Source organism: Streptomyces sp. NPDC050997 (assembly GCF_040660135.1).
GTDB lineage: Bacteria > Actinomycetota > Actinomycetes > Streptomycetales > Streptomycetaceae > Streptomyces.
Map to the genome: position 1 here is coordinate 48,304 of NZ_JBFAGK010000002.1, position 12,942 is coordinate 61,245.

Annotated in this window: 15 protein-coding genes; 10 read left to right on the forward strand and 5 right to left on the reverse strand. The window is 71.6% G+C overall.

Features of this window, described 5'->3' with window-relative positions; genetic code table 11:
* The first annotated feature begins 89 nt into the window (after positions 1–89).
* Both AB0H86_RS03255 and AB0H86_RS03260 read left to right on the forward strand, forming a co-directional pair.
* Entirely contained in the window at positions 90–365 is a 276-nt protein-coding gene (locus AB0H86_RS03255) for a hypothetical protein (protein WP_362432363.1), read from the forward strand.
* Between the two features lie 226 nt (positions 366–591).
* Positions 592–927, forward strand: coding sequence for a hypothetical protein (locus AB0H86_RS03260; RefSeq protein ID WP_362433626.1), 336 nt, complete (start codon positions 592–594; stop codon positions 925–927).
* A gap of 5 nt (positions 928–932) precedes the next feature.
* Here the strand turns inward: AB0H86_RS03260 and AB0H86_RS03265 are convergent, their stop codons facing one another.
* A complete protein-coding gene (locus AB0H86_RS03265; protein ID WP_362432365.1) occupies positions 933–2,552 on the reverse strand; it encodes an MFS transporter in 1,620 nt (539 codons plus the stop codon).
* Positions 2,553–2,767: 215 nt separating this feature from the next.
* On the opposite strand from AB0H86_RS03265, the gene AB0H86_RS03270 reads away from it, so the two are divergent.
* Positions 2,768–5,242: a SpoIIE family protein phosphatase gene (locus AB0H86_RS03270; RefSeq protein WP_362432368.1), complete on the forward strand. Its 2,475-nt coding sequence runs from the start codon at positions 2,768–2,770 to the stop codon at positions 5,240–5,242.
* 77 nt (positions 5,243–5,319) lie between these two features.
* On the forward strand, positions 5,320–5,616 hold the full coding sequence (locus AB0H86_RS03275; protein ID WP_362432370.1) for a zinc-ribbon domain-containing protein: 297 nt from the start codon (positions 5,320–5,322) through the stop codon (positions 5,614–5,616).
* A 30-nt stretch (positions 5,617–5,646) separates the two neighbouring features.
* Here the strand turns inward: AB0H86_RS03275 and AB0H86_RS03280 are convergent, their stop codons facing one another.
* From AB0H86_RS03280 to AB0H86_RS03290, 3 genes are all read right to left on the reverse strand, one after another.
* Positions 5,647–7,449 (reverse strand): copper resistance protein CopC, encoded by a 1,803-nt coding sequence (locus tag AB0H86_RS03280; protein ID WP_362433629.1) that lies wholly within the window; start codon positions 7,447–7,449, stop codon positions 5,647–5,649.
* A gap of 135 nt (positions 7,450–7,584) precedes the next feature.
* On the reverse strand, positions 7,585–8,388 hold the full coding sequence (locus tag AB0H86_RS03285; RefSeq protein WP_362432372.1) for a glucose 1-dehydrogenase: 804 nt from the start codon (positions 8,386–8,388) through the stop codon (positions 7,585–7,587).
* Positions 8,385–8,864 (reverse strand): cupin domain-containing protein, encoded by a 480-nt coding sequence (locus tag AB0H86_RS03290; protein WP_362432374.1) that lies wholly within the window; start codon positions 8,862–8,864, stop codon positions 8,385–8,387. Before AB0H86_RS03290 ends, AB0H86_RS03285 begins: the two co-directional genes overlap by 4 nt.
* Positions 8,865–8,958: 94 nt before the next feature.
* On the opposite strand from AB0H86_RS03290, the gene AB0H86_RS03295 reads away from it, so the two are divergent.
* The 5 genes from AB0H86_RS03295 (at position 8,959) to AB0H86_RS03315 (ending at position 11,552) form a co-directional block, all read left to right on the forward strand.
* Positions 8,959–9,564, forward strand: a complete 606-nt coding sequence (locus AB0H86_RS03295; protein WP_362432376.1) for an HhH-GPD-type base excision DNA repair protein — start codon at positions 8,959–8,961, stop codon at positions 9,562–9,564.
* Between the two features lie 117 nt (positions 9,565–9,681).
* Positions 9,682–9,996, forward strand: coding sequence for a hypothetical protein (locus AB0H86_RS03300; RefSeq protein ID WP_362432378.1), 315 nt, complete (start codon positions 9,682–9,684; stop codon positions 9,994–9,996).
* Between the two features lie 102 nt (positions 9,997–10,098).
* Complete coding sequence (locus AB0H86_RS03305; protein ID WP_362432381.1) at positions 10,099–10,224, forward strand: hypothetical protein; 126 nt, start codon at positions 10,099–10,101, stop codon at positions 10,222–10,224.
* Between the two features lie 250 nt (positions 10,225–10,474).
* The gene (locus tag AB0H86_RS03310; RefSeq protein ID WP_003999914.1) at positions 10,475–10,771 is read left to right on the forward strand and encodes a type II toxin-antitoxin system VapB family antitoxin; all 297 of its coding nucleotides are present in this window, start codon (positions 10,475–10,477) and stop codon (positions 10,769–10,771) included.
* A gap of 139 nt (positions 10,772–10,910) precedes the next feature.
* The gene (locus AB0H86_RS03315; protein WP_362432383.1) at positions 10,911–11,552 is read left to right on the forward strand and encodes a LytR C-terminal domain-containing protein; all 642 of its coding nucleotides are present in this window, start codon (positions 10,911–10,913) and stop codon (positions 11,550–11,552) included.
* 67 nt (positions 11,553–11,619) lie between these two features.
* On the opposite strand, the gene upp is transcribed toward AB0H86_RS03315, so the two are convergent.
* Positions 11,620–12,255: a uracil phosphoribosyltransferase gene (gene upp, locus AB0H86_RS03320; protein WP_362432385.1), complete on the reverse strand. Its 636-nt coding sequence runs from the start codon at positions 12,253–12,255 to the stop codon at positions 11,620–11,622.
* A 140-nt stretch (positions 12,256–12,395) separates the two neighbouring features.
* Between upp and AB0H86_RS03325 the strand changes: the two genes are divergently transcribed.
* Positions 12,396–12,689: a hypothetical protein gene (locus AB0H86_RS03325; RefSeq protein ID WP_362432387.1), complete on the forward strand. Its 294-nt coding sequence runs from the start codon at positions 12,396–12,398 to the stop codon at positions 12,687–12,689.
* The last annotated feature ends 253 nt before the right edge of the window (positions 12,690–12,942 follow it).

A 12,942-nucleotide genomic window follows, 5' to 3' on the forward strand; every position in this document is an offset into this window, starting at 1 on the left:
CCCCGCGCGGGCGCCCGGCGCCTTCGGTCGCGGGCCGGGTACCGGAAGAGGACGCTGGTTGGAGGGGGCAAACGCGATGGAGATGTCCCATGGCTCCGACCGGCACAGAACCACAGCAGCACAAGCAGCGCACGCCCTTCTTCTCCCGGCCCGGTGTCCGCCGCGCACTGCCGTTCGTCGTGATCAGCGCGATCGCTCTGGTCTTCATCTTCGAGAACCGCGCGAGTACGGAGATCCGCCTGCTGATCCCCTTGGTGACCATGCCGCTGTGGGGAGCCCTCATGATCGCCTGGGGCCTCGGCCTGCTCGCCTGCGCAGTCACCGTGCGGCGCCGCCGGGATCGTAAGCACCAAAAGCGCCGGTGAGCACCGCCGTTCACGCCCGAGGTGCGCGGCGTGCCGGACGGGACGAGATTGGAAGTAGCCCCGCGCGGGCCGAACATGAGCGTCGGCTGTGCGGGGCCACACCGAGAAGGAGTCGGCCATGACCAGTCATGTGAGTGGGACCGGTGGGGCCCACGCGGGTGCGACGACGCGGACTTCCGCGCGCACTGGCGCCCTCAGCGGTTGGATTGTCCTCGCGGGCGTCCTGATGATCTTCGGTGGCCTGATGACGCTCTTCGCGGGCATCGCGGCCATCGCCGAGGATGACGTGTTCGTCGCCACCCGCAACTATGTGTTCGAGTTCGATCTCACCGGGTGGGGCTGGGTCCATCTGATTCTGGGTGTGGTCATCACGCTCGCCGGTTTCGCCCTGTTCCAGGGGTCCACCTGGGCGAGGGTCGTCGGCGTCGCACTGGCCGGCCTCGCCATGATCGCGAACTTCCTCTGGATCCCGTACGCACCGTTCTGGGCGATCGTCCTGATCGCGCTGTACGGCTTCGTGATCTGGGCCCTGTGCACAGCTCCGAGTCCGTCGCGGCGCTGAAGCCGTTACGGCTCGGTCGTGCCGCCGGGCTGCGTCGTGGGGATCCGATGGGTGAAGAACAGCGCGAGGAGAGCGGTGAGCGCGAGGATGGCGAGCGCGGCGCGCAGCCCGTCGAGCCTGGCGGCTTCGTTCGCGTCGAGGGCCGCCTGGGTAACCTCCGGGCTCGTGCCGGCGTCGTCGAGGGCGGACTTCAGCTGTGCGTCCGACAGGAACGGTACGCCGCTCTCGAGTTCGACGGTCGCCTGACTCTTGACGTCGGCCGGGATCGCCTGGTTCTGGTCGACGCTGGTCAGGAACGAGGTCGTCAGGGCGGCGATCATGATCGACCCGGCGAGCGCGGTACCGATCGAGGCGCCGAGGTTGGTCACGGCGTTCTGCACACCGCCGACCTCCGCGCTCTGCGCTTCCGGCACCGCCGACACGGTGACCGACCCGAGTTGGGACGCCAGCGCGCCCATGCCGAGCCCGATCAGCAGGAGCGGGATGGTGACGATCTCCGCCCCGGCGTCCGCGTCCAGCGCGGCCATCAGGACCACCGCGCCCGCGAGCAACGCGAGGACCCCCAGCCGTACGACCCGGCGCGGGGAGACGTCGGGGAAGAAGCGGGGGATCAGGATCGCGGCCGCCAGCAGCGTCACGGAGAGCGGCAGAATGCGGGCGCCCGTCGTGAGCGCGGACAGGCCGAGGGCGACCGACAGATAGAGCGGTACGACGAAGAAGACGCCCATCTGCACCAGGTACTGGAAGAAGAACATCGTCAGCCCGCCGGTGAGCTGCTTGTTGCTCAGTATGGCCGGGTCGACGAGCGGCTCCCTGCCTCGCTCCACCGTGCGGGCCTCCCAGCGGAGGAAGAGCCAGATCAGCAGCAGCCCTGCCAGCATCAGCCACACGACCAGCGAGACCCCGAGCCACGAGGGCGCGTCGGGCTTGGGCCGGAACCAGCCCCATTCGTCGGAGCGGAGAACTCCGTAGACGAAGATCCCGAGCCCGAGTGCGGAGAGCACGGCCCCGACGAGATCGACGCGCCGGCGTTCGCCGGTCGGCGCGTCCGCGATGCGGCGGGCGAGCACCAGGATGCCGAGCACCATCACGACCTCGCCCGCGAAGACCCAGCGCCAGGAGAAGTACGTCGTCGCGACACCGCCGATCAGCGGGCCGACCGCGATCGCCACGGCCCCGGCGGCGGCGACGAGCCCGTAGGCGGTGGGGCGGCGCTCCGGGGCGAAGTTGCCTGCCACGAGGGCCACGATCGCGGGCAGGATGAGTGCCGCTCCGATCCCTTCGAGGAAGGACCAGCCGAGCAGCAGCACGGGCAGGTTCGGTGCGAGCGCCGTCACGAGAGAGCCGCAGCCGTAGATGCCGCAGCCGATCACGAACGCCCGTCTGCGGCCGATCAGCGCTCCGATCTTGCCACCGGGGATCATGAACATGGCCATCACAAGGGTGTAGGCCGTGATGGCGCCCTGGATGCCCGTCACCGTCGTGCCCACGTCGTCGGCGACCGTCGCGATCGAGACGTTCATGACAGAGCTGTCGAGCGCCATCAGAAACTGCCCGGCCGCGAGCGTCATCAGCACGAGGCGCGCCTTCGCCGAGCTCCGCGCGGTGCCCGCCCCGGTTGTCATGCCCGAATCGTCCCAGCGGCTCCGGCAGGAGCGGCTGATCGACACCCACCGATTGACCGTTTCGCGGCTACTGAGGGTGGTAGGGGACAGTAAGCATCGAAATAGACGGATGTCGGGGCGTATGGCGTGCCCTCGAACGCCGCGGCGGCACGCGCCCCGGGCTGTGAGTGGGGCTCAGCCCGGTGGAGAACGCGGCGGGAGTGAGATGAGAGGCCATGGAGCGTGGTGCCGCCGGGAACCAGGGACCGCGTATTGCCCAGGACGCCGTCGGCGAGGCGCTCACCGCACGCGCCACCGTCGATGAACACGGCACCGTGACCGGATGGAGCGAGGGAGCCGAGCGGCTGCTCGGATATACGTCGGCGCAGGTCCTGGGCCGGCCGGCGGTGTCCCTGCTCGCCGAGGAGCCCCCGGCGGGCGAGCTTCCACCGCTCTCCGAGCTGCCGAGGTGGCACGGCACGCTCGCTCTCCGGCACCGTGCCGGGCACCGCCTGGAAGCCAGGGTCCTGGCCCATCACAGGACGCCGGAGGACGAGGCGACGGCACGGTACTGGCTCCTGGTCTCCGCCGTGACCGTGGCGGAATCCGAAGCCGACTTCGACGCCCGGCGTCCCGGCGACGACGCGCTCGTACGGCGCGGCTTCTCCGACTCGCCGTGCTGCGCGATCTCGGTGTACGACCTGGACCTGCGGTTCCGCCGGTCCAGCCGGTCCGGGCGGGACCTACTGGGCCTGAGCGACGACGACATGCGCGGGCTGCGGCTGGCGGACGTGCTCGACGATCCCTTCGCCGAGAGGGTCGAGCAGGCGATGCGGCTGGCCCTGGAGACCGGTGAGCCGCAGTACATGGAGAACCATGCGCAGGCCCCCGGCGAATCCCGTGAGCACGCCTGGTCGGTCCACCTCTACCGGTTGCAGGACCCGGACGGCCGCGTTCTGGGCGTGGCTTCCGCCGGGCACGACATGACGGATCACTACTGGGCCCGCAAACGCCTCCAGTTGATCGCCGAGGCCAGCACCCGCATCGGCGGCACGCTGGATGTCACACGGACCGCGCAGGAACTGGCGGACGTGGTGATCCCGGAACTCGCGGACTTCGTCAGCGTCGATCTCCTGACGTCCCTGGACGACCTGCCGGAGCGGCCCCCGGGAGCGCTGACGGCGGAGGGCAGCCTCACCCTGCGGCGCATCGCCCACCAGTCCGTGTATCCGGGGGCACCCGAGGCGGTCGTGGCACCGGGCGCGGTGGAGGAGTACCCGGAGGGTTCCCCGGCGGTGGAGAGCCTGCGGTCAGGGCGGGCCGTGCTGTACCGGATGACGGAGCCCGCGATCACCGACTGGGTGGCCCGGCACCCCGTCCGGTCCTCCCGGATCCGCGATTTCGGCTTCCACTCGGCGATGACCGTGCCCCTGTCGGCACGCGGAGCCACGCTGGGCATCGTGGTCCTCGCCCGGCACCGGCATCCCGGCCCGTTCCAGGCGGACGACCTGGTGCTGGCCGAGGAACTGGCGGCCCGGGCGGCGGTCTGCATCGACAACGCCCGCCGCTACACCCGCGAGCGCGGCACGGCGGTCACCCTCCAGCGCAACCTGCTCCCGCAGCGGCTGCCCGAACAGAGCGCGGTGGACGTCGCCTCCCGCTATCTGCCGGCCGGCGCCCGGGCCGGAGTGGGCGGTGACTGGTTCGACGTGATCCCGCTGTCCGGGGCCAGGGTCGCGCTGGTGGTGGGCGATGTGGTGGGCCACGGCGTCCACGCCTCCGCGACCATGGGACGGCTGCGGACGGCCGTACGGACCCTGGCCGACATCGATCTGCCCCCCGACGAGCTGCTCACCCACCTCGACGACCTGGTGGGCCGCCTGGCCATGGAGGCGGAGGGCGCGGAACGGCCCCCGGGGGAGGGGGAGATCGGGGGAGACGTCGGGGCGACCTGTCTGTACGCCGTGTACGACCCCGTCTCCCGTGGTTGCACGATCGCCCGGGCCGGGCATCCGCTCCCGGTCGTGGTGAGCCCGGACGGCACCGTCGAACTGCTCGACGTTCCCGCGGGACCTCCGCTGGGACTGGGCGGACTGCCCTTCGAGGCGATGGAGACGGAGTTGCCCGAGGGCAGTCTGCTGGCCCTCTACACCGACGGCCTGATCGAGTCGCGTGACCACGACGTCGACGACGGTCTCTCCCGGCTGGGGCAGGCCCTCGCCCATCCCTCGCCCTCCCTGGACGTGCTGTGCGACACGGTGCTCGCCGCCGTACTCCCCCGGCAGCCCGCCGACGACGTGGCCCTGCTCGTCGCCCGCACCCGGGCACTCAAGTCCGACCGGGTCGCCGCCTGGGACGTGGCCCCCGAACCCGCCGCCGTCGCCAACGCCCGCACGAACGCCCTGGGTCAGCTGGACACCTGGGGCCTGACCGACGCCTCCTTCGTCACCGAACTGATCGTCAGCGAACTGGTCACCAACGCCGTCCGGCACGCGGAACCGCCCATCCAGTTGCGTCTCATCCACGACCGGAGCCTCATCTGCGAGGTCTCGGACGCCAGCAGCACGGCACCCCACATGCGCCGCGCCCGCACCTACGACGAGGGCGGCCGCGGTCTGCTCCTGGTCGCCCGGCTGAGCCGGCGCTGGGGCACCCGTCAGACCGTCGGGGGCAAGACGATCTGGGCGGAGCGGAGCGTCGCTCCCGGCTGACACCCGCTCGCGGCGCTGTACCGTCGGCCAACCGGCACTCCTGTCGGCGGTCGACGGCTCGGAAAGGATTCAGCGACGTGATCATCTTCGGCACCAAGGGGTACCTGTACCAGCTCGCGATACTGACGCTGGTGTGTGGCCAGTGCGGAAATCCCTCCGCTCACACGCTCAGGAAGCGGGTGACGAAGTTCAGCCTGTTCTTCGTGCCGCTGTTCCCCATCTCGACCAAGCACACCACCCAGTGCACCTTCTGCGGGGCGGAACAGAAGGTGACCAAGGAGCAGGCGGAGCAGCTGCTGGCGCACGGGGCGGCCGGGGACAGCGGTCAGGGACAGCAGGGCCGGCCGCACCAGCAGCAGCCGTACCAGTCGTGACGTACCGGCGCCGCGGCGGGCACGGTTCGACTAGTGCGTGATCCGCACCTTCTGTTCCTCGCTCGCCTGGTCGATGTCCGAGATCCGGACCGTCACCTTCATCGTCCAGTCACCCTCGATGGGGAGCTTGAGTGAATCCGTGCCCCAGTAGCCGCCCTTGTCGGTGAGGTTGGCTTGGATCGGGCCGATGTCCTGGGCGGGGAGCGTGAACGAGAGCCGGAGTTCCGGGACGCTGGACAGGCCGCCGTCGGGACCGTAGACGATGGCTTCGACGGAGTAGTCGCCGGCGCTGCCCGGGATGAGGGTGATCTGCGCCTTGCCGTAGCCGCCGGGTGTGCCGGTGTCGAAGGGGACGACGGCGACGGACGCGACGGGGATCCCGCCCGCCTGCGTCGACTGCTCGGTCCGCTCCGCCTCGGCGGCCGCGCGGCCGGGCAGGGTGCTGGAGAGCATCGTCGAGAGCACCAGCACGACGAAACCGACGGTGACCTCGACCAGCACCGAGCGGCGCAGCCGACGGCGGCCGGGATCCTCGGGGGCGGGCTGGGCGGCGGGTTCCGACGGAGGCACCGGGCCTTCCCCGGCCGGCGCCGACGGCCCACCCACCGGCTCCGGCACCCGCTCCCGTACGACCGCCTCCGACTCGACCTCCGCCGGCACCTCGGCCGCGACGTCCGCCTCCGCCAGCCGGGCCGTCCACTGCCGCGACAGCCCCCCGACCGTCAACAGCAGCACCACCGCGGCCAGTTTGAGGGTCAGCAGGCGCCCGTACGCCGTGTCGGTGAGCGTGCTCCAGGAGCCAAGGCCGCGCCAGGACTGGTAGACGCCGGTGACGACGAGGACGATCACCGAGGCGAAGGCGAGCCGGGAGTAGCGGGCGACCATGCGGGCCGGGGCCGCGGACGAGCGGTACAGGGTGATGAGCAGGGCCGCGAGACCGCCCAGCCACACCGCCATCGCCAGCACGTGCAGCACGGCCGATGTCATCGCCACCGGCACCTGGATCCCGGCGGAGGCGTGTTCGGCGGCGGCCCAGGTCAGCGCGAGGCCCACGGAGAGCGCGGCCCCCGCCCCGAGCCGTAGGCGCGACCACTCGGTGCGCCGCACCAGCCGTACCAGGAAGAACGCGATCAGGGGCAGCAGGGCCAGGCGGATCAGCAGCACCGCGCCGGAGCGGGTCGTCACCGTGCGTTCGAGGGCGGCGGCGTCGAAGGCGGACGCTGGGCCCACCCCCGACTCGTAGGGGCCACGCAGCGCCAGCAGGGCGACCGTGGCTCCGAGCAGGGTCCAGAAGCCCGCCCACAGGGGCCTGCGCAGCGGGCCGGTGTCCGGCGGGCGGCACACCGCCATGAAGACGGCTGTGCCGATGAGCAGGGCGGCGGCGAGGTACGCGAGATAGCGGGCGATGTTGTAGAGACCGGCGGTCGCCGGGTCCTCGACCGGGCCGATGTCGATGGACGGCGGGTTCGGGGAGGGTTCGCCGATGGAGAAGGTGAACGCGCCCGAGGCCGGGTGGCTGTCGGCGGACACCACCCGCCACGCCACCACATAGGTGCCCTCGGCGAGCTTCGCGGGCAGGGTCGCCCGGACGGTGTCGGAGTCGTCCGACGCGTGCCGCGCGTCCTTGACGTCCAGCGGCTCGTTGTCGGGGCCGATGACGCGGAAGGAGTCCTTGATCAGGCCGACCGACTCGGTGAAGGTCAGGGAGATGTCACGGGGGGCCGACTTGAGGACGGCTCCGTCCCCGGGGTCGGTGGCGCGGAGGGCGGCGTGTGCCGACGCGGTTCCGGCGCCGCCGAGGACGAGCAGGACCAGCATGGGGCCCAGCAGCACCAGCCCCCGAAGCCGCCGGTGTCGTCGTCCTGCCCTGAGGTCACCGTCACGCCCCACGTCACATCTCCGTCTGTGGACTTGCCGCCTTCCGGATACGTACGGACGAGAGCCCCGCAACGCTCACCGCGCCGCCGCTCACCACGTCGGACGCGCCGACACCCCGCCGTCCACGACCAGATCGTGCCCGGTGATCCAGGACGCGAGCGGCGAGGCCAGGAACACACAGGCGTCACCGACGTCCTCCGGCCGCCCCAGCCGTCCGAGGGGCGCCGCACCCCGCCATCGTCGCACCCCGTCCGGCCAGGCCTCCGCCAGCCCGTCCCGGTCGATCAGCCCGGGCGAGACCGTGTTGACGCGGATGCCGTGGGGACCGTATTCCAGGGCCGCCGCCCGGGCGTGCGCGACGACGGCGGCCTTGGACGCGGAGTAGTGCGCGTGTTCCGGCGCCGGGTGGCCCGCCTCGATCGACGCGATGTGGGTGACACTGCCGCCGCCCTGTTCCCGCATGATCTCCGCCGCCGCCTGTGTGCAGGCGAAGACGCTCGACAGGTTGGTGTCCACGACCGCCCGCCACTGGGCCGCGGTCATCCCGGGCAGGGACCGCGTGGGCTGCACACCCGCGTTGTTGACCAGCGCCGTCAGCCGCCCGCCACCCCACTCGGCGGCCTCCCGCAGCAGCAGCCGGCACGCGTCCTCGTCGGTGAGGTCCGCCTCCAGTACGACGGCCCGCCCGCCCGAGTCCCGTACCCGGCCGGCCACTTCCCGCGCCGACTCCACTCCCGTACGGCAGTGCACGGCGACCGCCGCGCCCTGTGCCGCGAACCGCAGCGCGATGCCCCGCCCGATGCCGCCGCCGGCGCCGGTGACCAGGGCGATCTGGCCCTCCAGAAGTCCCGTGGAACTCTTCGACGGGGGCGTGGAACTCTCCGGCGGTCTCATGGACGGCACAGTCCCGCGATCAGGTCCGCCCGCGTCGGATAACGCGCCGAGAGTTCCGCCGCGTCCCCGTGCTCGTAGCCCTCGTAGGTGAACCCGGGTGCCATCGTGCAGCCGAAGAAGGTCCACGCGCCGCCCGCCGCGACCCGGCCGCCCATCCAGGTGCCGGCCGGGACGGTGAGCTGGAGGTGCTGGCCGGTGCGGACGTCCGGGCCCAGGACTGCGGTGCGCGAGGTGCCGTCCGGGGCGAGGAGCAGCAGGTCCAGCGGGTCGCCGAGGTAGAAGTGCCAGATCTCGTCGGTGGGCAGCCGGTGCAGGGCCGAGAAGTCGCCGGGCGCGGCCGTCAGCAGCGCGACGATCGCGGAGCCCTCGGGCCGCCCGTCCGGCCGCTCGGGCCCCGCCCAGGTCCGCCGGAACAGCCCGCCCTCGCGCGGGATGGGCTCCAGGCCGTAGTGGGCGACCAGCTCGTCAGGCGTCACCGGGGCAGGCTACCGCCGCTCCGGGAACGCCCTCGGGTACCGGCAGCCAGGACCTGAGGAGCGACCCGAGGCCTCAGGAGGCATGATCGAGGTCATGGACGTCACTCTTCACCTCGCCCAGGACCCCGAGGCCGACGAACTGCTCGGGCGCTCGCCGCTCGCCGCGCTCGTCGGCATGCTGCTGGACCAGCAGGTTCCGATGGAGTGGGCGTTCAAGGGACCCCGCACCATCGCGGACCGGCTCGGCGCCGACGACCTGGACGCGCACGAGATCGCCGCACAGGACCCGGAGGCCTTCGCCGCACTCCTCTCGGAGAAGCCGGCCGTGCACCGCTACCCGGGGTCGATGGCCAAACGCATCCAGCAGCTCTGCCAGTACCTCGTCGAGCACTACGACGGTCGGGCCGAACTCGTCTGGAAGGGCGTCGACGACGGGCGGGAGCTGCTGCGGCGCCTCCAGGAACTGCCCGGCTTCGGCAAGCAGAAGGCGCAGATCTTCCTCGCCCTGCTGGGCAAGCAGCTCGGTGTGCGGCCCGAGGGCTGGCGGGAGGCGGCGGGATCCTACGGCGAACCGAACTCCTTCCGGTCCGTCGCCGACATCACCGGGCCCGAGTCGCTGACCAAGGTGCGGGCGCACAAGCAGGAGATGAAGGCGGCGGCGAAAGCGGCGAAAGCCGGGAAGACCGCCAGGACGACGTAGCGCCTGATCCGACGTACCGGCCTGGCGTGGGGCCTGATCCGCCGGGATGTCCCCCGAACGGGCGGTTCTGGCCCCGGCGTGCTGAACGCCCGGCGTGTCATGGGGAGATGACCTCCCATGAGCACCGCACGAGGGCTTCCGCGCAGCCGCGCCTGGCTGCGGGTGCTCGTGCTGCTGCTCGCCGTCCTGGTGCCGGGCACGCCCGCCGAGGTGTCCGCGGCGCCTGGCGTCTCCGTGGAGATCGTCGAGTACGACGTCCTCGACACGGCCCTGCGGCCACCGGCCCGCGACGCCCACCGGCCCGCCGTACCCCCGCGCCGGGCCCCCGACCTCGGCCCGGCGCCCGCCGTCCCGCGGGGCCGGCCGCAACCGGCGCCGCCGAAGCCGCCGTACGCCCTGCATGCCCTTCGCACCGTGGTCCTGCGCTGCTGACGGAACCCGCCCGGAGCAAGGCCGGTCAGCACGACGTCTCAGCACGTCGTCCCAGCACGTCATCTCAGCACGTCATCTCAGCACGATGCGAGGAACACGGACATGCCCACTGACCCGTACGCGATCCTGCGCGCGCTGCTGCGCGCCGAGGCCACACGCGGCACATCGAACCCGCGGCTGAAGGAAGCGAAACCGCAGCTGCCCCCGAAGGAGCGGGGCCGCCGCTGACCGTCCGGCGGAGGCGGGTGCACCGCCTCCGCCGGGCAACTCGCCCGACGGCACCGGCTCTTGTCCGGACGACCGGGACTCTGCCGCCCATACCCGACAGCTGTCTTTCGATCATCCATACGGGAAATGCGAGAGCAAGCAGTTCACACGCGCCCCTTTGACCGATATTGACCAAAAACTGTACGCACTCGCCCCCGCGAGCCGAGCCGGGAGGCTGCGCCCGGAGAGGCTTGACCGGTAGGCTTTCCGTGTGATCTTCAAGCGCATCGGAAACGGCCGGCCGTACCCCGACCACGGCCGGGAAAGCACCCGGCAGTGGGCGGATGTCGCGCCGCGCCCGGTCCGCCTCGATCAGCTCGTGACGACCAAGGGCCAGCTCGACCTGGAAACCCTGCTCGCCGAGGACTCCACCTTCTACGGCGATCTCTTCGCGCACGTCGTGAAGTGGCAGGGCGACCTGTACCTGGAGGACGGCCTGCACCGCGCGGTCCGGGCGGCCCTCCAGCAGCGCCAGGTCCTCCACGCGCGCGTGCTCGAACTCGACTGACGAGCCCGACTGACGAGCTCGGCCGACGAGTTCGACCCACGGCCCGCCCCGGTGACGGGTTGGCCCTTTCGGGTTGGACTGCGACGCGTCCTATGATCATCTAGTAGGAATCGCCGCCCGGGCCCACTACGCTGCGCCCATGAGCATGCTGACTCCCCCCGGCATGGGCGGCAAGTACCGGATCACGGGAGACAAGTACCCCCGGATGCGCCGATCCCGGCGACGCGGCAGGCTCGTCCTCGGGCTGGTGGCCTCCGCGGCCGCGCTGGGCCTGATCGGCTGGGGCACCCTGCAGCTCATCGACGTCTTCACCGGCGGCGGCAAGAAGGCCGCGGCGGCCGGTGCCAAGGCCGACTGCGGCACCCGCGCCACCCCCTCCGCGTCCGCAGCCGCAGCCGCGCCCAAGCCGGGCCGGATCACCGTCAACGTGTTCAACGCGACGCCCCGCAGCGGCCTGGCCAAGCAGACCGCGGACGAGCTGAAGAAGCGCGGCTTCAAGATCGGCGATGTGGGCAACGCGACCAAGGAGTACGACAAGAAGGTCAAGGGCACCGGGATACTGCTCGGCCCCGCGTCCTCCCTGAACACCTCGCTGCCCGTCCTGGCCACCCAGCTCGGCGCGGCCGAACGCCGCACCGACGCCGCCCGCAAGGGCACGGACCTCGACCTCATCCTCGGCAACGGCTTCAAGACCCTCACCACGAAGAAGGACGCCGACAAGGCCCTGGCCCAACTGGCCGAGCCCCAGCCGACGTCCACCTCGTCGAAGAAGACCTGCTGAGCGGTCGTACGAAGGCCGTACGGGAGCCTTACGAAGCCTGAGGGAAGCCGTAGAGCGCGCGCGGGCCTTACTCGGCCGCCCCGTACAGCCGGTCCCCCGCGTCGCCCAGGCCCGGGACGATGTAGCCGTGCTCGTTGAGGTGATCGTCGACCGAGGCCGTCACGACCGTCACCGGGGTGCCCGCCAGCTCGCGCTCCATGACCTCGACGCCCTCCGGGGCGGCCAGGAGGACCACGGCCGTCACATCGTCGGCGCCGCGCCTGATCAGCTCCCGGATCGCCGCGACCAGCGTGCCGCCGGTGGCGAGCATCGGGTCCAGGACGTACACCTGGCGGTTCGAGAGGTCCTCCGGCATGCGCGTGGCATACGTGGAGGCCTCCAGGGTCTCCTCGTTGCGGATCATGCCCAGGAAACCCACCTCGGCGGTCGGCAGCAGCCGCATCATGCCGTCCAGCATGCCGAGGCCGGCGCGCAGGATCGGCACCACCAGCGGGCGCGGGTGGGACAGCTTGACGCCCGTGGTCCCGGCGACCGGCGTCTGGATGTCGACCTGTTCGGTGCGCACGTCACGCGTGGCCTCGTAGGCGAGCAGGGTGACCAGCTCGTCGGCGAGACGGCGGAAGGTCGCGGAGTCGGTGCGCTGGTCGCGCAGCGCGGTGAGCTTGTGTGCGACCAGGGGGTGGTCGACGACGTGGAGACGCATGTCGACAACAGTAACCGGGCCCGGTTACGCCTACGCCCCCCCGCACGGGGAACGCCCCGGGCCCCCCGCTTCACCCGCTCACTGGAGTCAAACCGGCTGTCCGGGGGAAGGTGGGAGGGACGGACTGGGGTGGTGAACCTATGCCTGACCGGGAAACCCGCAAAAATCCGTCGCCGCGCACACCGCCGGGGACACACAAGCAGCCGGGCACCTCGAACGCACCGGCGACACCTGCCGCGTCGAGAAGGCCGGAGATACCCGGTGTGCTGCGCAGGCCGGACGCTCCGCAGACGGACGCCGAGCGCCGACGACGCCGCGCCCAGTTCCTGCGCGACCGGGCCGAGGCCCGCGAACTGCGCGACCGCGTCCAGCCCCGCCGCGCGAAGACCGCCCGGCTCAGGCGCGCGATGCGCATGCGGACCTTCCGCTGGTAAGTCCGGACCTTCCGCTGGTAAGTGCCGCGGGGGCGAAGACACGCCGATGGGGCGACGTCAGGGCAAGATCACGGGCCGCGCGCACGTTGGGCGGGCAGCCGTGCGTGAGCGCCCAAAAAGGCCGCGTACGATCCGCTGTTGGCGGCAACGAGTGCGCTGGTGAGGCCTCGCCGGAACCTCGGTTGCCACGAGATCGGCGGCAGCCGAAAACACAGGGAGCCGAAGACGTCCCCTGAGCGCCATGTTTCTGCCA

What these genes read in the sequence shown, in the direction of transcription:
- AB0H86_RS03295 (WP_362432376.1), top strand. Translation starts at nt 8,959, where the DNA reads ATGGACGTCACTCTTCACCTCGCCCAGGACCCCGAGGCCGACGAACTG.
- AB0H86_RS03315 (WP_362432383.1), top strand. Translation starts at nt 10,911, where the DNA reads ATGAGCATGCTGACTCCCCCCGGCATGGGCGGCAAGTACCGGATCACG.
- AB0H86_RS03285 (WP_362432372.1), bottom strand. Translation starts at nt 8,388, where the DNA reads ATGAGACCGCCGGAGAGTTCCACGCCCCCGTCGAAGAGTTCCACGGGA.
- AB0H86_RS03325 (WP_362432387.1), top strand. Translation starts at nt 12,396, where the DNA reads ATGCCTGACCGGGAAACCCGCAAAAATCCGTCGCCGCGCACACCGCCG.
- AB0H86_RS03300 (WP_362432378.1), top strand. Translation starts at nt 9,682, where the DNA reads ATGAGCACCGCACGAGGGCTTCCGCGCAGCCGCGCCTGGCTGCGGGTG.
- upp (WP_362432385.1), bottom strand. Translation starts at nt 12,255, where the DNA reads ATGCGTCTCCACGTCGTCGACCACCCCCTGGTCGCACACAAGCTCACC.
- AB0H86_RS03305 (WP_362432381.1), top strand. Translation starts at nt 10,099, where the DNA reads ATGCCCACTGACCCGTACGCGATCCTGCGCGCGCTGCTGCGCGCCGAG.
- AB0H86_RS03270 (WP_362432368.1), top strand. Translation starts at nt 2,768, where the DNA reads ATGGAGCGTGGTGCCGCCGGGAACCAGGGACCGCGTATTGCCCAGGAC.
- AB0H86_RS03260 (WP_362433626.1), top strand. Translation starts at nt 592, where the DNA reads ATGATCTTCGGTGGCCTGATGACGCTCTTCGCGGGCATCGCGGCCATC.
- AB0H86_RS03265 (WP_362432365.1), bottom strand. Translation starts at nt 2,552, where the DNA reads ATGACAACCGGGGCGGGCACCGCGCGGAGCTCGGCGAAGGCGCGCCTC.
- AB0H86_RS03255 (WP_362432363.1), top strand. Translation starts at nt 90, where the DNA reads ATGGCTCCGACCGGCACAGAACCACAGCAGCACAAGCAGCGCACGCCC.